This window comes from Jannaschia formosa (genome assembly GCF_003340555.1).
In the GTDB taxonomy this organism is placed as follows: Bacteria; Pseudomonadota; Alphaproteobacteria; order Rhodobacterales; family Rhodobacteraceae; genus Jannaschia; species Jannaschia formosa.
Window position 1 is genome coordinate 26,423 of record NZ_QPLJ01000005.1, and the last position, 17,909, is coordinate 44,331.

The following is a 17,909-nucleotide window of genomic DNA, read 5'->3' on the forward strand; positions in this document are numbered from 1 at the left end:
TCAGGACCCCGCCGCCGCCCGCCCCGCGACCCGGCCCAGCGCCACGGCGGACAGCAGCCCGTTCCCCGAGAGATAGCCGCTGTCGCCCTTGCCCGAGACCCCGAGCGCCGCGCCCCCCGCCGCGAAAAGCCCGGGGATCGGGCCGTCCGCCCCCATCACCCGCGCGTGGTCGTCCACCTCCAGCCCGCCCTGGGTGTGGAACAGCGCCCCCGTCACCTTCACCGCGCGATAGGGCGGGGTGAGCGGCGGGCCGGTCCAGACGCGCCCGAAGGGGTCGGTGCGGGTCAGCGACGACAGCTCCCTCTCCAGCGAAGCCTGAGGCAGGTCGCAGGCCCGGGCCAGCGCGGCCAGATCGGCAGCCTCCCGCACCGCGCCTACAGACTCGGCCTGGCGGAAATCCTCGAACTGGCGCGCAACGGCGGCGATGCGGGCGTCGAAGATCGTCCAGGCGATGCCGCCGGGCTGGGCGAGGACGGCGCGGGCGGCCTCGGAATAGCCCTGGCTCTCGTCCCAGAACCGTTCCCCCTCGGCGTTCACCTGGACACCGCCCCCGGTGATCGTGGCCCAGGTGATCAGGATGCCATGCGGATGCGCCACGTTCCCGTGGCCCTGGTAGGCGCCCAGATGCCGGACCCGCGCGCCGAGCGCGCGACCCCATAGCACCGCATCCCCCCGGTTGCCGTCATGGCCGAACCAGAGGGCATCGGCGATGGCGGGCATCTCGGCGGCGACCATCTTGCGGTTGCCGCCATAGCCATTGCAGGCGAGCACGGTGGCCCCCGCGCCGATCCGCTCCGGCCCGTCGGGGCCGGCGGCTTCTGCCCCGGTGACGCGGCCGTCCCCGGCGAAGAGAGAGCCGACTCGCCGGTCGCAGACGATGTCGATGCCGCGCGCCTCGCAGAGGCTGCGCAGCCGGTCGATCAGTTCCCGGCCCGCGCGGGTCGGCAGCCCGTGCATCCGGCGGCGCGAATGGCCCGGGTAGTCGAAATCATCCACCACCGAGAAGGGAAGGCCCAGATCGCACAGCCAATCGACGGCGGGCGCCGCCTCGCGCGCCAGCAGGTCGACCAGCGCCTGCGGGTTCTCGCCCTTCGCCTTCGCCTGGATGTCGGCGGCGAAGCGGGCGGGGTCGTCCTCGATCCCCGCCTCGGCCTGAAGCCGCGTGCCTGCCGCCGGGATCAGCCCCGCCGAAAGCGCAGTGGAGCCGGAGGGCACCGGGTCCGCTTCCAGCACGAGCACCTCGGCGCCGGCCTCTTGCGCCGCCAGCGCCGCCACCATCCCGCAGGCGCCTGCACCGACGATCAGGACGGGGATCTCGATGTCGTAGGCGGCGGGGGGTGGCAGGACCGGCATTCAGCCCTCGTAGCGCCGCCCGGCGGCCAGCATCCCGGCGGTGCCGAGCCGCCGGTTCAGCCCGTCGAAATCGTCCATCCGGTCGGCGAAGGGCCGGTTGGAGCCGTGTTCGTACAGGCTGGCGTAGTAGTCGGCGGCGGTCCGCGCCAGCGCCCGCACGATGCCGCCCGGGAAGATGACCAGCGCATAGCCCAGCGCCTCCAGGTCGGCGGCGGACCGGATCGGCGTCGCGCCGCCCTCGACCATGTTCGCCAGCAGCGGGACGCGGCCCGCGAAGTGCCGGGCCACGCGGGCCAGCTCCTCGCCCGAGCGCGGCGCCTCGACGAAGAGAACGTCCGCCCCGGCCTCGACATAGGCCTCGGCCCGGTCCAGCGCGGCCTCGATCCCCTCGACCCCGATGGCGTCGGTGCGGGCGATGACCAGCGTCTCGTCGGAGGCGCGGGCATCGGCCATCGCGGCGATCTTGCCCGTCATCTCGGAGGTCGGGATCAGCGTCTTGTCCGACAGGTGGCCGCAGCGTTTCGGGAAGGTCTGGTCTTCGACCTGAAGCGCGTTCGCCCCCGCCCGCTCGTAGAGGCGCATGGTCCGCTGGGCGTTCAGCGCGTTGCCGAAGCCGGTATCGGCGTCGATCACGACGGGCAGATCCACGCGGTCGCGGATGAGGGCCATCGTGTCGGCCATCTCGGTCACCGAGGTAAGCCCGATATCCGGGCGGCCGAGGCGGGTATAGGCGACGGCGGCGCCTGAGAGGTAGAGCGCCTCGAACCCCGCATCCTCGGCCAGGGCGGCGGTCAGCGGGTCGTAGACGCCGGGTGCGACGAGGATCGGGGCGCGGCGGAGGCGGGCGCGCAGGCTCATCGCAGCCGCTCCGTCATTTCGGCGCAGGTCATGGCAGGGCAGATCGAGCCGAGCGAGGTCAGCGTCGCCTCGTGGACCTTCGGGTCGAAGGCGGCGCAGCCGTCCGACAGGATGATCGTGTGCAGGTTGCGCAGATGCGCGTCGCGGATCGTGCTGGCCACCCCGCCGTTCGTCACGATCCCGCCGAGGATCAGCGTGTCGATGGAAAGCGCCCGCAGGATGTATTCCAGCCGCGTCTGGTAGAGCGCGGAATAGGCGACCTTCTCGACCGTGTAGTCGGCGGGGGCGAGCGCATCGACCAGCCCGTGCCCCCAGGCGCCGGGGGCGAAGTCGCCCTTGCCGAGGAAGGGGCGCAGCGTCTTCAGGTGCGGCGCGATCAGCGGCTCCCCTCCGGGACCCGGGACCAGCGTGAACTGCGCGCTGATATAGGTCCCGCCCCTCGCGCGCAGGGCGTCGCGCAGCGGCGCGATGCGGGCGGGCAGGGCGGCGATCGCCTCGGAGCGCTGGCCCGCGCGGCCATAAGCCCCCTCGGGGTGCAGGAAGTCGTTCTGCAGGTCGATGGTCAGCAGCGCCGTGCGGGTCGGGTCGAGTTCGGTCATGTCGCCTCGGGATCTTCTGGAAGGCGCCCCTCCGGGGCGACGATGGTGTTGCCGAAGCGGTCCACCCGCGCCACCAGCCCCGGATCGACCAGCACCGTCGTGTCGGGCTGGACGAGGATCGCGGGCCCCCGGATCTCGGCGCCCACCGGCAGGGAGAGGCGGTCGTGAATGGCGGTGTCGTGCCAGGCCTCGCCGAAATGGACGCGGCGGCTGGCGATGGGCTCCGTGTCCCCGCCCCGGGGCGCCAGCGTGGCGAGGTCGAACTTGGGCCGCCGCCCGGTGACGGCGCTGCGCAGGTTCATCACCCGCCGGGTCCCGTTCTCCAGAAGCCGGCCATAGGTCGCGCGATAGGCGGCGTCGAAGGCGGCCTCGATCTCGCCCACGGTGACGGGCGCGACGCGACCCTCCTCCACCCCGACCGGGAGCGGCACGGCGACGGTATGCGTCTGCCCGAGATAGGCCATGTCGAGCTCGAACGTGGCCTCCCGCGCCTCGAAGCGGGAGCGGGCGGCGTCGAGCAGGGCCAGCCCCTCGTCGACATGGGCCTGCATCGTCGCGCGCAGCGCCTCCACGTCCAGGGCCGCCGTCGCGGCGTTGATCGTCTGCACGAAGTCCTGCCGCATGTCGGCGATGACGCAGCCCATCGCGCTCGTCACGCCCGGGTAGCGCGGCACGATGGCCCGCGCGATCCCGGTCTCGGCCAGCAGCGCGCCGACATGCAGCGCGCCGCCGCCCCCGAAAGGCATGAAGGCGAAGCGCTTCGGGTCGAAGCCCCGCTCGATCGAGACCAGCCGCAGCGCCCCGGCCATGCGCGAATTGGCGACGCGCAGGATCGCCTCGGCGGCCTGCACGGTGTCGAGGCCGAGGGGCCTGCCGACATGGGCGTCGATGGCGCGGGCGGCGCCGTCGACGTCCAGCCGGTCGAGCGCGCCGCCGATGGGCTTGTCGGGGTCGATCCGGCCCAGCACGACGTTGGCATCCGTCACCGTGGGCCGGTCGTTGCCCTGACCGTAGGCGACGGGACCGGGTGTGCTGCCCGCGCTTTCCGGCCCGATGTTCAGAAGGCCCCCCTTGTCCACCCAGGCGATGGAGCCGCCGCCCGCGCCGATGGTCGTGATCTCGATCATCGGGGTGCGCACGACCATGCCGAAATCGATGGAGGTCTGCGGCGAGAGCCCAGGCTTGCCCCCCGCGATCAGCGCGACGTCGAAGCTGGTGCCGCCCATGTCGCCGGTGATGACGTTCTCGAACCCCGCCGTGGTCGCGATATGGGCGGCGGCGATGACGCCGGCGGCGGGTCCGCTCAGCGCGGTGCGCACCGGCAGGCGGCAGGCGGTGGACGTGTCCATGACGCCGCCGTTGGACTGCACGATCAGGAACTCGCCGCCGAAGCCGCCGCCCTTCAGCGCCGCGCCCAGCCGGTCGAGATAGCCCGAGACCTCCGGTTGCAGGTAGGCGTTCAACGCGGCGGTCGAAAACCGCTCGAACTCCCGGATCTCGGGCAGGATCTCCGACGAGACGCTGACATGGGGGTTGGGCCAGAGCGCGCGGACGGCCTCGGCCGCGCGGGCCTCGTTCCCGGGATTCGCATAGGCATTGGCGAAGAGGATCGCGACGGCCTCGCAGCCCGCCTCCAGCAGCGCCCGGGCGGCGGCGCTCACGGCGTCGAGATCGACGTGCATGCGGATCGTGCCGTCGGCGAGCGTGCGTTCGGGCACCTCCAGCCGCAGGTCGCGGGGGACGACGGGCCGGAAGTCGCCGCGCAGGCCCCAGGTGCGGGGGCGGTCGCGGCGCCGCATCTCCAGCACGTCGCGCAGGCCCTCGGTCGTGATGACGCCGGTCTTCGCGCCCTTGCGTTCCAGCAGGGCGTTGGTCCCCGCCGTCGTCCCGTGGACGACGACCGACACCTGCGAGAGGTCGGGCGTAAGCCGCCCGATCCCCGCGAGGAAGCCGCCCGACTGGTCGGGGCGCGTCGTCGGCACCTTGGCGACCTCGGCCCGGCCCGTCGCCTCGTCCAGCAGGAAGACGTCCGTGAAGGTCCCGCCCACATCGACGCCGATCATCATGGCGCGTCCCTCCATGCCGTCCCGTAGGCGGCATCGGCGGCGCCCTCGCTCAGATATCCCAGCGCCACGTCGCGCGCCACCGCCTCGGCAGGCCGCTCGGCGGCAGGGCCGTAGCCGCCGCCGCCCGGCGTCTCCAGCCGCACGGTCTGGCCGCGCCGGAGCTTCATGCCGGTCATCTTCGAGGCCAGCGGCGGCACCGCGCGGCCTTCGTCCTGCTCGTAGTCGAACCGGTTCATCGCGGCGTCGCCGCCCCCGGCCACGCCGCGCGGCGGGAACCTGCCGCGCTCGCCGAACAGGAACGCCTCCGCCTTCTCCTCCAGCAGCTCGATCTCGTAGACCGCGCCGAGGCCCCCGCGATGCCTGCCCACACCGGCGCTGTCGGGCCGCAGCGCCCACTGCCGGAACATCACCGGATAGGCGGCCTCCAGGATCTCCAGCGGGGGGATCGTCGCGGTCGAGATCGGGGCGTTGCCGTGGTTGAGACCGTCGCCCTCGGGCGTGCCGCCATGACCGCCGCCGTAGAAGGAGAACATCACCCAGCGGGCGCCATTCGCGCGCCGCCCCGCGATGCTCAGCGCGTTGATCGTGCCATAGGCGTTGGCGACGACCCGGTCGGGCACCGCCTGCGCGGCGGCCGAGAAGATCACGTCGATCATCCGCAGGATCGTCTCGGTATAGCCGCCGACCGGCGCCGGGAACTCGGCCGAGAGCAGCGAGCCCTCGGGCACCCGCATGTCGACGGGCCGCATCACGCCGGCATTCGCAGGCATGTCGGGAAAGATATGCTTGATCGCGACATAGGCCGTGGCGACGGCAGTCGGCAGGGCGATGTTCACCGGCCCCGCCGTGCGCGGCGCGGTGCCCGCGAAGTCGAGGGTCATGCGGTCGCCCGCGATCTCCAGCGCGACGCGGATCGGCAGGGGGTCGGCGCCGATGCCGTCATTGTCAAGGAAGTCCTCCGCCTCCCAGCGCCCGTCGGGCAGGGCGGCGATCTCGGCGCGCATCAGGGTCTCGGCGCGATCCCCCAAGGCATCCAGCGCCTCGCCCAGCGTTTCGGCGCCGTATTCGTCCAGAAGCTCCGCCATGCGCCGCTGCCCGAGGTCCAGCGCGCCCAGCTGCCCGTTCAGGTCGCCCTGCGCCGAGGCCGGAAGCCGCGTGTTGCGCATCAGGATGTCGACCACGTCGCGCTGCATCTCGCCGTCGCGGATCAGGCGCACGGGGGGCAGGACGAAGCCCTCCTGAAAGGCCTCGGTCGCCTGCGGGTTGTAGTTGCCGGGCACCGCGCCGCCCACGTCATGCCAATGCCCGACCGAGGCCAGCCAGCAGAACAGCCTGCCGTCCCGGAAGACGGGCCGCACGAGCCGCATGTCGGACAGGTGGGTGCCGCCGATATGGGCGTCGTTGAAGATCCAGGTGTCGCCCTCGCGCGGCCCGCCCTCCTCCGCGCAGCGGTCGATGACGGCCTTCACGGCGAAGGACATGACGCCGACAAAGATCGGCAGGCCCGACTTGCCCTGCACCAGCGTGTCGCCCGTCTCGGCATGGTAGAGCCCGTGAGAGGCGTCATGCGCCTCGGCGATGATGGGGTTGAAGGCGGCGCGGAACAGCGTCGCGTCCATCTCGTCCGCGATCTGCTCCATCCGGCCCGCCAGCACGGCGAGGGTGACGCCGTCGATGCTCATGCCCGCGCCCTGACTTCGGGGTCGCCGGTCCTCGGGCGCATCTCGGCGTCGCCAGTCCTCGGGCGCGTCTCGGTGTCGCCCGTCGCCGGGCGCATCTCCGCTAGATCGTTCCAGACCTGCTGGTCAATGATCCTGCCGTCCACGACCTCAAACCGGTCGATGAATCGGATGCCGTCGAAAGGCGCCCCGTCCGGCCATTCCCCGGCCAGCGTGCCGCGCACATAGACGACCTGCGCGCCACCACGGGCGAAGCCTTCCACCGCCTCGATCGTCTTGCCGATGCGGCGATAGCGCCCTTTGGCCCAGTCCATCAGCGCCGCGAACTCCGTCATCGGCGCCGCCCCCGGAAAGCGCATCGCGAAGCCGGGCGCCACCATGCCCCGCGCCGCGTCCAGATCGCGGGCCTCCAGCGCGGTCAGGAAGGCACGGACGGTCGCCTCCGCTTCGTCGCTCCGGGTCTCGGTCATGCGCTGCCTCCGAAAATCTGTCCTTCCCATAGAACAGGTTTTGGGCTAACGCTAGGTCAATTCGACGCGGGCGGGAGAGGGGAGACGGCTCCGGTGACGGTCCAGGCAGAGAGGATGGCGCCTTCGGGGCGGCCGGGCAACGGCCCGGTCGGCGGCAAGGCCCGCAGCGTCTACCTGTCCCTGCGCGGCGAGATTTCCAGCGGAACCTACGCCCCCGGCGCCACGCTCCCGGCCGAGTCCAAGCTGGCGGCCTCCCACGATGTCAGCCGCGTCACCGTGCGCCGCGCCCTCGCCGCGCTGGCCGCCGAGGGGCTGGTCGAAACCCGCTCCGGCGCCGGCACCACCGTGACCGAGGGCGCGCAGGCCCCGCTCTCGGCCGACATCGCCAGCGCCCTGCCGCAACTCGCCCAGATGGGGCAGGCGACGACGGCGCGGCTTCTGTCCTTCGCCTATGTCGCGGCCCCCGCGCCCGTCCTTCGCGCGCTCGACCTGCCCGAGGGCGCGCGGGTCCAGCGCGCCACCCGCATCCGCCTGTCCGAGGGGCGTCCCTTCAGCCACCTGACGACCTTCGTCCCCGAGGCCATCGCCCGCCACTACGACGAGGCCGATCTCGCCCGCGCTCCCCTGCTGCAACTGCTGGAACGCGCGGGCACCCGGATCGAGGCGGCGCAGCAATCCGTCACCGCCACCGCCGCCACCCCCGAGGTGGCCGAGGCGCTCGGCACCGTCCTCGGCGCGCCGCTCCTGTCGCTGACGCGCACCGTGCGCGACGTGGAGGGGCGCGGCGTCGAGTACCTCTCGGCGCTCTACCTGCCCGACCTGTTCCGCCTCGACATGACGCTCTCCCGCGTGCGCGAGGGCGATACCTCCCACTGGGAACCGGTGATCGGGGGCGGCGCATGACGACCCTGCTCGACCGCCTCTGGGCCTCGCACGAGATCCTGCGCCGCGACGACGGCGCCTCGCTGCTCTGGGTCGACCGGCACCTCGTCCATGAGGGCTCTCACCACGCCTTCGCCAAGCTGGCCCAGCGCGGCCTGCCCGTGGCAGAGCCCGGCCTGACCTTCGGCGTGGCCGACCATTACGCCCCGACGCGCGGCACGCCGAAGGACGCCGCCGTGGCCCGCATGATCGACACGCTGGCCGAGAACACGGCCAAGTACGGCATCGCCTGCTTCGGCCTCGACGACCCCCGGCAGGGCATCGTCCATGTCGTGGGCCCCGAACAGGGGCTGACGCTACCCGGCCTGACGGTGAATTGCGGCGACAGCCACACCTCCACCCACGGCGCCTTCGGCGCGCTCGCCTTCGGGATCGGCGCGACCGAGGTGGCGCATGTGCTGGCGACCCAGACGATCTGGCAGGTGAAGCCGAAGGCGATGCGGATCACGGTCGAGGGCCAACTCGGACCCGGCATCGGCGCCAAGGACCTCGCCCTCGCCTGGATCGCCCGGCTCGGCACCGGGGGCGCGACCGGCCATGCCGTCGAATATGCGGGAAGCACCGTCCGGGGCCTCTCGATGGAGGCGCGCATGACGCTCTGCAACCTCTCCATCGAGGGCGGCGCCCGCTTCGGGATGGTCGCCCCGGACGAGACGACCTTCGCCTATGTCGCCGGGCGTCCCTACGCGCCGCGCGACATGGACCGCGCCGTGGCCGACTGGCGCGCGCTGAGGTCGGACGCCGATACGCGCTTCGACCGCGAGGTGACGCTCGATGCCGCCGAGATCGCCCCGACCGTCACCTGGGGCACGAGCCCCGAGGACGCGCTGCCGATCACCGAAACCGTCCCGGTGCCCGAGACCGAGCATGCCCGCGCCGCGCTCGACTACATGGGGCTGACCCCGGGCACGCCCCTCTCCGCGATCGAGATCGACCGGGTCTTCATCGGCTCCTGCACAAATGCCCGGATCGAGGATCTGCGCGCCGCCGCCGCCGTGCTGGCCGGGCGCAAGGCCAGGGTCCCCGGCCTCGTCTCGCCCGGCTCGCGCCTCGTCAAGCAGCAGGCCGAGGAGGAGGGGCTCGACCGCATCTTCACCGAGGCCGGGCTCGACTGGGTCGGCGCGGGCTGCTCGATGTGCGTGGCGATGAACGGCGACCGGGTGCCGGCGGGCGAGCGCTGCGCCTCGACCACCAACCGCAACTTCCGGGGGCGGCAGGGGCAGGGGGCGCGGACGCATCTGATGTCGCCCGCCATGGTCGCCGCCGCCGCGGTGACGGGCAAGCTGACCGACCTGCGCCCGCTGCTTGAGGGGAGGGACGCGGCATGATCCGGGTTCCACTCAAGGCACCTGCACCGTCGAAATCGGGCGCGCGCATCGTCGGGCCGCGGTTCGGCGATCCGACGGTCATTCTACGCACTTTATCTACGCCAAGTCAGGATGACGCTCGATCGAAGCACCAGGCTTCACCAGATCGCCGGGCCGGGGGGCGGCCCGGCGTCGAACCGGAGGTTCGCCTTCGGCGAAACGCGCGGCATCGGCAGAGCCGATGCTGTTTCGCGCAGGCTCCGTCGAACTTTCGTCGAAAGCGCCCCGCATGACCGGCTGGACCACCCATACCGGCCGCGCCGCCGCGCTGCGCCTGTCCAACGTGGACACCGACCAGCTCATCCCGGCGCGCTTCATGTCGACCCCGCGCGCCGAAGGCTATGGCCGCTTCCTGCTCCACGACACCGATGCCCATCTTCCCGAAGGCACCACGATCCTCGTTGCGGGGCCGAATTTCGGCTCCGGCTCCTCGCGCGAAGCCGCCGTCTACGCTCTGGTCGATTTCGGCATCCGCGCCGTGATCGCCCCCAGCTTCGGCGACATCTTCGCCGCCAACGCGGTGAACAACGGGTTGCTGCCCGCCGCCATCGCCGACGCGCCCGCCCTCTGGGACGACCTGCCGGCCGAGATCGAGATCGACCTCGCCGCAGGCACCCTGCGCGGCCCCGGCCCCGGCGGCGAACGCCGCTTCGCCCTCGACCCCGCCCAGCGCGACAAGCTGATCCACGGCTGGGACGATATCGACCTGACCGCGCAGCATGGCCCCGCCATCGCGGCCTTCCGCAACGACCGCCACGCCAACCATCCCTGGGCCGTTCCGGCCCGGGACCAGAGATCGGGACACCCGACAGGAGAGGACGAATGAAACTGACGCTGACCGCCGCGCTCGTCGCGGCCCCAATGGCCTTGCACGCGCAGGAGACGCTGACCGCCGTGCACGCCTTCCCCGAGACGCTGATCTACACCCAGTCCTTCCTCGAATTCGTGGACAAGGTGAACGAGGCCGGCGAGGGCGTGGTGCAGATCGAGGTCCGCGGCGGCCCCGAGGCGATCGGCATGTTCCAGCAGGCCGACGCCGTGCGCGACGGGATCGTCGACATGGTCTACACGGCGGGCTCCTTCTACGGCGGCGCGCTGCCCGAGAAAGACGCGCTTGTGGCGTCCAACCTGACGGCGATCGAGACCCGCGAGAATGGCGGCATCGAGCTGATCGACCAGATCCACCAGGAGAAGATGGGCCTGAAGTATCTCGGCTGGTTCGATTCGGGCGTCTGCTACAATCTCTGGACCCGCGAGGCGCCGACCTTCGACGCCGAGGGCAACCTGGAGGTCGAGGGCCTGAAGCTGCGCGGAAACGCCGTCTACAACGCCTTCTTCACCAACTATCTCGGCGCCCAGGTCATCGACCTGCCCACCGGCGACGTCTATGCCGGCCTGCAGCGCGGCGTGGTGGACGCGACCGGCTGGACCCAGATCGGCCTGATCGACCTGAAGTGGAACGAGTTCCTGAACTACCGGATCGAGCCCTGCTTCTTCTCGACCGATCTCGGCGTGATCGTGAACCTCGACCGCTGGAACGAGCTCTCGCCCGAGGCGCAGCAGATCCTGCAGGACGTCGCCATCCAGCACGAGATCGACTCGGTCGAGGCGCTGCGCACCAAGCGCGACGAGGATTTCGCCGCCCTGGAGGAGCAGGGGATGCAGGTCGTCGAGCTGGAGGGGCAGGCGCGGGCCGACTACCTCGCCGCCGCGCGCGAGAAGACCTGGGAGCGGATGAAGGAGCTGATGGCCGAGGCGCCGCAGGGCGACGGCAATTACGACCGGCTGATCGAGCTGTTCTACGACCCCGAGGCGGACAGCTGATCGCCCCCGTCCTGACATCCGACGCCCCGGCCCCGTGCCGGGGCCTCTCGCGCGCCTGCGCGCGCGTCGCGCCGTGCTGCCCGTGGCGCGGGGCCTGCGTCGGATCACGTCCGACGCGGATCACCCGTGGATCACCCGTGGATCACCCCTCCGATCGGACGGCCGGATGCGCCTCCTGATCCGCGCCTACGATCTGCTGGTCGCCGCCATGGCGCTGGTCGCCGCGCTGACGCTGGTCTGGCTGATGGTCGCGGTCGTGGCCTCGGTCGCGATGCGCAATCTCGGGATGCAGCCCTTCGCCTGGCTCTTCACCTCGACGGAATATGGCTTGCTTTACATGACGATGCTCGGCGCCCCCTGGCTCGTCCGCGAACGCGGCCACGTCCATATCGAGCTCGTCACCGCCGCCCTTCCGGGCCGCGCCCGCCGCTTCGTCTCGCGCGCCATCGCCGCGCTCTGCGTCCTCGTCTGCGCCATCCTCGCCTGGTACGGCCTCGAACTGTTCCTCACCAACATCGAACGCAACGACTACGACGTCCGCGCCTACTTCTACCCCCGCTGGCTTCTGACGATCACCTTTCCCATAAGTTTCAGCGTCATGGCCATCGAGTTCGCCCGCTTCGTCGCCGGCGCCGAGCTGCTTCATTCCGGCGAGGCGGGGATCCACGAGTGATGGAATGGTACGAGGCGCTGGGCCTGCTGATCGGCTCGATCATGGTCCTGATGGCGCTGGGGATGCCGGTCGCCCTCGCCTTTCTGGGCGCCAACATCCTCGGCGCATGGGTCTTCATGGGCGGCGAGCGGGGCGTCGTCCAGCTTCTCAACAACGGCTGGGGCGCGCTGACCAGCTTCGCGCTGGTGCCCATCCCGCTGTTCTTGCTGATGGGAGAGCTGTTCTTCCACACCGGCCTCGGTGGCCGCATGTTCTCGGCCATCGACCGGCTGCTGGGCAAGCTGCCGGGGCGGCTGTCCTACGTGACGGTGCTGGGCGGGACAGGGTTCTCGACGCTGTCGGGGTCGTCGATGGGGTCCACCGCGCTGCTCGGCTCGCTGATGGTGCCCGAGATGAACCGGCGCGGCTACAAGTCCCACATGTCCATCGGCCCGATCCTCGGCACCGGGGGGCTGGCCATCATCATCCCGCCCTCGGCGCTGGCCGTGCTGCTGGCGACGCTGGCGCAGATCGATGTCGGCGCGCTGCTGATCGCGGGCGTGATCCCGGGCCTGATCCTCGCGGGGTTCTACCTGCTGACGATCTACATCCAGACCCGGCTCGACCCGGAGGCGGCCCCGCCCTACGAGGTCGAGCGCCAGAGCCTCGGCGCCAAGCTCGCCCTCGTGGTCCGCGATGTCGTGCCCATGGTCGGGCTGATGGTCGTCATCGTCGCGATGATGATCGGCGGCATCGTCACCCCCTCCGAGGCCGCGGCCTTCGGCGCGCTCGGCGTGATCCTGCTGGCCATCGCCTATCGCTGCCTCAGCTGGCAGGCGCTGCGCGCCTCGGTCCGGGGCACGCTGCGGGTGACGCTGATGGCCTACCTGATCGTCTTCGGCTCGGCGACCTTCAGCCAGCTACTGGCCTTCTCGGGCGCGTCGCGCGGGCTGATCTCCTGGGCGACGGGGTTCGAGCTGGCGCCGGTCGTGATGCTGCTGGTCATGTTCGGCGTGCTGCTGATCCTCGGCATGTTCATGGAGCAGATCTCGATGATGCTGCTCACGGTGCCGATCTTCTTCCCGCTGGCGATTTCTTTGGGCTTCGATCCGGTCTGGTTCGGGCTCATCATGCTGCTCGCGCTGGAGATCAGCTTCACCACGCCGCCATTCGGGTTGCTGCTCTTCGTGATGAAGGGTGTCTCGCCGCCCGGCACGACCATGCGCGAGATCTATCTGGCGGCGATCCCGTTCATCCTCTGCTCGCTCGCCGTGGTGGCGCTGCTGATCCTGCTTCCCGGCCTGGCGCTCTGGCTCCCGTCCCTGTGATCGGGTGGGGCTTGGACGCCGCCGAGCACCGCCTAGCTTCCTTGCATGACCTTGACCTTGACCTTGACCTTGACCCTGACCCGCCGCGCCGCCCTCCTCGCCGGGGCCGCCGCGCTCGCCGCGCCCGCCACTTTGCGCGCCAGCCCCGCCCTGGATGCCGTTGCCGCCGAGGCGGAGGCGCTGGACCAGCTTCATTCCTTCCAGGTCCTGCGGGGCGGAGAGGTGCTGACCGCCATCGCCCCGCGCGGGCCGGGGCTGGACCGGGTAGCCAACATCAAGTCTGTCTCGAAGACGATCCTGGCCCTGCTCACCGGCATCGCCATCGCTGAGGGCGACATTTCCGGCCCCGACGCAAAGGTGCTGCCGCTGCTCGGGCGCGCGCCCACGGGCGACGCACGCGACGACCTGACCGTCGGGCACCTGCTGTCCATGCGCACCGGCCTGCCCTCGACCTCCGGCGGGAACTACGGCGCCTGGGCGTCGAGCCCCGACTGGGTCGACTACGTGCTCGACGCCGACCCGACGGGGCGGCCGGGGACCGGCTTCACCTATTCCACCGGCGGCTGGCACGTCCTCGGCGCCGTCCTCGCCCGCGCGACCGGGCGCAGCCTGCACGTGCTGGCGAGCGACTGGCTGGCCGATCCGCTCGACATTGCCCTGCCAGAGTGGGAGCGCGACCCGCAGGGCCGCTATCTCGGCGGCAACCAGATGGCGCTGACGCCCCGTGCGCTGGCCCGCATCGGCGAGATGGTCCGCCTCGGCGGCCGCTGGGACGGCACGCAGGTCGTACCCGAGGGCTGGATCGAGACCTCTTGGGAGCCACGCGCCCGCTCGCCCTGGTCGGGGGACGGCTATGGCTACGGCTGGTTCGTGACCCGCATGGACGGGGTGCGCGCGGCCTATGGGCGCGGCTATGGCGGACAGGTGCTGGCCGTCGTGCCGGAGCGGGAGATGACTCTGGTGATCACTTCCGATCCGAACCAGCCCGCCCGGACCGCCGGCCATTTCGGCGACCTGATGGCGCTGATGGAGGCGGCGGTCGAGACCCAGGGCTGACCCGCCGCCGGGCTGGACGCGCGGGGCCGGGGCCTTTAGGCCCGGCCTCGATCACGACAGGAGTCCCGGCATGAGCTTCACGGTCGCCATCGACGGCCCCGCCGCCTCGGGCAAGGGCACCATCTCCCGCGCCCTGGCTGCGCATTTCGGGATGCTGCATCTCGACACCGGGCTTCTCTACCGCGCCGTTGGCGCCCGGGTCGAGGCGGGCGAAGCGCCCGAGGCCGCCGCGCGCAGCCTGACCCAGGCCGATCTCGCGCGCGAGGACCTGCGCAGCCAGGCCGCCGCCTCGGCCGCGAGCCGGGTCGCGGCGATCCCCGAGGTGCGCGCTGCGCTCTTGGACTTCCAGCGCGCCTTCGCCCGCGCGCCCGAGGGCGCAGTGCTCGACGGGCGCGATATCTGCACGGTGATCTGTCCCGGGGCCGAGGTGAAGCTCTACGTCACCGCCTCGCCCGAGGTGCGCGCCGACCGGCGCCATGCGGAGCTGGTTGCGCGGGGCGTGGACGTGACCCGGGAAGAGGTGCTGGAGGACGTGCTGGCCCGCGACGCCCGCGACATGGGCCGCGCCGACGCGCCGCTGGTCGCGGCGCCGGATGCGCTGGTGCTCGATACCTCCGAGATGGGCATCGACGAGGCCGTCGCCGCCGCCATCGCCGAGGTCGTGCGGGTCCGGGGCGGCTAGATGGGCCTGCTGCGGCAGGTCCGGCGCCTCTGGCGCGGTCTGTGGCGCAGGCCGCCTCCGCCCGCGCCCGACTCCACCCTGGTCCTGCGCCGCCCGGGCCGCGGCCTCCTCGCCCGCGCCTGGGCGGTGGAGATCGACGGCTCCCCCGTCGCGAAGCTGCGCCCCGGCGCCGAGCGGCGTCTGCGCGTCCATTCGGGCCGCCATGTGCTGAACCTCTGGGCCGGGGACGAGGGCAGCCTGCCCCTCGTCGTCATCCTGACTCCGGGCGAGACCGTGACGGTCGAGGCGATGACGATGGCCCGTGCGGTTCATCTGGGGCTCGTGGAGGCGGGCTTTGCTCCCGACCCGCTGCTGCTGCGCCGCATCGGCTGAGGCGGTCACCCGATCGTGCGTTCCCCGATGCGCCGTCGCGCCGTAGCCTGAGCGGACATCGCGCGAGGATCCGTCATGCCATTCCCGTCCCGCCCCGTCCGCCCGCTTGGCGCCCTGCTCGCCGCGGCGCTTCTGTTCCCGGCCGCGTCCCCGGCGCAGGAGGCGCCCGCGATGACGCTCGACCGGATGGAGGCGGTGCTGACCCGGCTCGACCCCGGGCTGGAGCGGGCCGGCCCCGCCTTCCGCCTCACCGTCGAGGATGTGCCGCTGCTGATCGTCACCGACCCGCTCGCCGACCGGATGCGCGCCATGGTCCCGATCCGCACCGCCGAAGGGCTGACCGAGGCCGACCTGCGCCGGATGATGCAGGCCAACTTCGACAGCGCGCTCGACGCGCGCTACGCCGTGGCCGAGGGGCGGCTCTGGGCGGTCTACATCCACCCGCTCTCGCCTTTGCGGGACGAGCAGCTGATCTCCGGCATCGGGCAGACGGTGAATGTCGCGTTGACCTATGGCTCCCTCTACAGCTCGGGCGGGGTGCAGTTCGGCCGCGGCGACAGCCGGGATGAGCAGCAGAAGCTGCTGGAGCGCCTGCAGGAGCGTGGGCGCGATCTCTGACCCTTGCCCGCGCGTCCCGTCCGTCGCAGGGTTCGCCTGCACGAACGGGAGGACGAGCGATGGGTGAAAGACACCCCTACGACGCGGGCGGGACGGGCATGCTGGGCTACCGCGCCCGGCCGGAGCGGCCGAACGGTGCGGGAATCCTGGTGATCCCGGCCTTCTTCGGGTTGCGCGACTTCGAGATGGCGGAATGCGACCGCTACGCCGCGATGGGATACGACGTGCTGGGCGTCGACTACTACGGTGACGGCTGGGTCGCGTCGGACATGGACGAGGCCGGGGCCGCGATGGGCAAGCTGAACGGCGACCGCCGCACCCTGCTGGTGCGCACGCAGGCCGCGCTGGCGGAGCTGGGCGCCGCACGCACCGGCGCCGTCGGCTTCTGCTTCGGCGGCAAGGCGGTGATCGACATGGCCCGCGCGGGCGACCTGCAGGCCGGCGTGTCGATGCACGGCATCTACGACCGCCCGCCCTGGGAGACGGAGAAGATGCCGCCCATCCTGCTCTGCCATGGCTGGAACGACCCGCTGGCCACGCCCGACCAGTTCGTCGAGATGACGAAGGAGCTGGAGGCCCATTGCGACGACTGGCACGCGCTCTGCTTCGGGGGGACCGGGCACGCCTTCACCAACCCCGCGCAGGTCTCGGACGATCCCGGCATGGGCTATGTGGAGCATTCTGCGGTGCGCGCGCAGGCGGGCGCGGAGGCGTTCTTCGCGAGTCATCTGATCGCGTCCTGATCCGGTTGACCTAGCGGAAAGCTATGCGCTAGGTCGATCGACGAGGGAGCGCGCATGATGGACCGTTGGACGATACTCGGCGTTCTGTTCTTTGCGCGGATGACGATGGCGTTCCAGTTCCAGTCCGTCCCCGCGCTCTCGCCGATCATGGTCGAGGCCTATGGCCTGTCGCTCGTCGATATCGGGCTGCTCATCGGGCTCTACCTCGCGCCGGGCATTCTCGTGGCGATTGCCGGCGGGACGCTGGCCGCGCGACTTGGAGACAAGAAGATCGTCGGGTGGAGCCTTGGGTTGATGCTCGCAGGCGGTACATTGCTGGCCTTGGGGCCGGGCGGCTGGTCCCTGACGGCGGGGCGCGTGCTGGCCGGCGCCGGAGGGGTCGTGGTCAACATCGTGATGACCAAGATGGTCGTTGACTGGTTCGCGGGGCGAGAGATCTCGACCGCGATGGCGATTTACATCAATTCCTGGCCCGTGGGTATCGCGCTGGCGCTGCTGACCCTGCCATGGGTCGCGACGGCGGGGGGGCTGGGCGCGGCGTGGCTGTTCGTGCTGGTGCTGATCGCGGTCGGGCTGGTGCTGTTCTTGCGCTGCTACAGGTCGCCCGAGGGTGCCGCGACGGGCCCCTCGACCGTCTCGGTGCGCGGCTTTCCGGTCGCGCCGCTCGTGCTGGCGGGGGCGATCTGGGCGCTCTACAATGCGGCGCTGGCGATGGTCTTCGGCTTCGGTCCGGCGCTGCTGACCGAACGGGGCCTCACGCTTCAGGCGGCGAGTGGGGCGACGAGCTTGTTCATGATCGTCTTCTGCGTCTCGGTGCCGCTGGGCGGGATCCTGGCGGACCGCAGCGGGCGGCCCGCCATGGTGATCGCGCTCGGCCTGATCGGCTTCGTCGTTCTGATGCCGCTTGCAATAATGGTGGCACCATATTGGGTGGCGGCGATCTTCGTGGCTGTCGGCTTCCTGTTCGGCCTGTCGGCAGGGCCTGTCGTGGGCCTGCCCGCGATGTTCCTCGCACCGGATGCGCGGGCCTTCGCGATGGGCGTCTACTTCACGATCTACTACGCCTGGATGATGTTCGCGCCCGCGCTCGCCGGTGTCCTGGCCGAGCGGTCGGGCAGCGCGGCGGCGACCCTGCTCTTCGGAGTCGCCATGTGCATCGCCGCGCTGGCGGCGCTGGTGGCCTTCGGTCGCAGCACCCCGCAGGTGTCGCGGGCGGCCTGATGCGCTGCTCCCTTGCGGATTGGCGCTCTTTGCAGTAGGGCGTCGCGCGTCACTCGACAGCGCGACCGCGCGGCGGCTC

At 71.4% G+C, this 17,909-nt stretch carries 18 protein-coding genes; 12 read left to right on the forward strand and 6 right to left on the reverse strand.

The features are described from left to right. From DR046_RS07220 to DR046_RS07245, 6 genes are read right to left on the reverse strand one after another with little or no spacing between them, the layout of a single operon-like run. Complete coding sequence (locus DR046_RS07220) at positions 1–1,353, reverse strand: FAD-dependent oxidoreductase (protein WP_115381442.1); 1,353 nt, start codon at positions 1,351–1,353, stop codon at positions 1–3. Next, positions 1,354–2,211 (reverse strand): isocitrate lyase/PEP mutase family protein, encoded by an 858-nt coding sequence (locus tag DR046_RS07225; protein WP_115381444.1) that lies wholly within the window; start codon positions 2,209–2,211, stop codon positions 1,354–1,356. It lies immediately after the preceding gene. Then, positions 2,208–2,810 (reverse strand): cysteine hydrolase family protein, encoded by a 603-nt coding sequence (locus tag DR046_RS07230; protein ID WP_115381446.1) that lies wholly within the window; start codon positions 2,808–2,810, stop codon positions 2,208–2,210. Before DR046_RS07230 ends, DR046_RS07225 begins: the two co-directional genes overlap by 4 nt. After that, positions 2,807–4,891, reverse strand: coding sequence for a hydantoinase/oxoprolinase family protein (locus tag DR046_RS07235; protein WP_115381448.1), 2,085 nt, complete (start codon positions 4,889–4,891; stop codon positions 2,807–2,809). Before DR046_RS07235 ends, DR046_RS07230 begins: the two co-directional genes overlap by 4 nt. Further along, positions 4,873–6,558 carry a hydantoinase B/oxoprolinase family protein gene (locus DR046_RS07240; protein ID WP_115381450.1) on the reverse strand — a complete coding sequence of 562 codons (1,686 nt, stop codon included), beginning with the start codon at positions 6,556–6,558 and terminating at the stop codon, positions 4,873–4,875. Before DR046_RS07240 ends, DR046_RS07235 begins: the two co-directional genes overlap by 19 nt. Then, a complete protein-coding gene (locus DR046_RS07245; RefSeq protein WP_245190848.1) occupies positions 6,555–7,025 on the reverse strand; it encodes a nuclear transport factor 2 family protein in 471 nt (156 codons plus the stop codon). The genes DR046_RS07240 and DR046_RS07245 overlap by 4 nt, the downstream gene beginning before the upstream one ends. A gap of 114 nt (positions 7,026–7,139) precedes the next feature. Between DR046_RS07245 and DR046_RS07250 the strand changes: the two genes are divergently transcribed. The 12 genes from DR046_RS07250 (at position 7,140) to DR046_RS07305 (ending at position 17,830) form a co-directional block, all read left to right on the forward strand. After that, positions 7,140–7,928 carry a GntR family transcriptional regulator gene (locus tag DR046_RS07250; protein ID WP_115381454.1) on the forward strand — a complete coding sequence of 263 codons (789 nt, stop codon included), beginning with the start codon at positions 7,140–7,142 and terminating at the stop codon, positions 7,926–7,928. After that, a complete protein-coding gene (leuC, locus tag DR046_RS07255; protein WP_115381456.1) occupies positions 7,925–9,295 on the forward strand; it encodes a 3-isopropylmalate dehydratase large subunit in 1,371 nt (456 codons plus the stop codon). The genes DR046_RS07250 and leuC overlap by 4 nt, the downstream gene beginning before the upstream one ends. 268 nt (positions 9,296–9,563) lie before the next feature. Continuing rightward, a complete protein-coding gene (locus DR046_RS07260) occupies positions 9,564–10,160 on the forward strand; it encodes a 3-isopropylmalate dehydratase small subunit (protein WP_115381458.1) in 597 nt (198 codons plus the stop codon). Beyond that, on the forward strand, positions 10,157–11,158 hold the full coding sequence (dctP, locus tag DR046_RS07265; RefSeq protein ID WP_115381460.1) for a TRAP transporter substrate-binding protein DctP: 1,002 nt from the start codon (positions 10,157–10,159) through the stop codon (positions 11,156–11,158). Before DR046_RS07260 ends, dctP begins: the two co-directional genes overlap by 4 nt. Before the next feature lie 166 nt (positions 11,159–11,324). After that, positions 11,325–11,831, forward strand: a complete 507-nt coding sequence (locus DR046_RS07270; protein ID WP_115381462.1) for a TRAP transporter small permease — start codon at positions 11,325–11,327, stop codon at positions 11,829–11,831. Beyond that, positions 11,831–13,138 (forward strand): TRAP transporter large permease, encoded by a 1,308-nt coding sequence (locus DR046_RS07275; RefSeq protein ID WP_115381464.1) that lies wholly within the window; start codon positions 11,831–11,833, stop codon positions 13,136–13,138. Before DR046_RS07270 ends, DR046_RS07275 begins: the two co-directional genes overlap by 1 nt. 69 nt (positions 13,139–13,207) lie before the next feature. After that, positions 13,208–14,194, forward strand: a complete 987-nt coding sequence (locus tag DR046_RS07280; protein ID WP_115381809.1) for a serine hydrolase domain-containing protein — start codon at positions 13,208–13,210, stop codon at positions 14,192–14,194. Between the two features lie 70 nt (positions 14,195–14,264). After that, complete coding sequence (locus DR046_RS07285; RefSeq protein ID WP_115381466.1) at positions 14,265–14,876, forward strand: (d)CMP kinase; 612 nt, start codon at positions 14,265–14,267, stop codon at positions 14,874–14,876. Beyond that, positions 14,877–15,248, forward strand: coding sequence for a hypothetical protein (locus tag DR046_RS07290; RefSeq protein WP_115381468.1), 372 nt, complete (start codon positions 14,877–14,879; stop codon positions 15,246–15,248). It abuts the gene before it with no gap. Positions 15,249–15,323: 75 nt separating this feature from the next. Then, positions 15,324–15,866 (forward strand): polysaccharide deacetylase family protein, encoded by a 543-nt coding sequence (locus DR046_RS07295; protein WP_115381470.1) that lies wholly within the window; start codon positions 15,324–15,326, stop codon positions 15,864–15,866. A gap of 59 nt (positions 15,867–15,925) precedes the next feature. After that, positions 15,926–16,609 carry a dienelactone hydrolase family protein gene (locus tag DR046_RS07300; RefSeq protein WP_115381472.1) on the forward strand — a complete coding sequence of 228 codons (684 nt, stop codon included), beginning with the start codon at positions 15,926–15,928 and terminating at the stop codon, positions 16,607–16,609. Between the two features lie 54 nt (positions 16,610–16,663). Next, entirely contained in the window at positions 16,664–17,830 is a 1,167-nt protein-coding gene (locus DR046_RS07305) for an MFS transporter (RefSeq protein WP_115381474.1), read from the forward strand. Positions 17,831–17,909 lie beyond the last annotated feature (79 nt).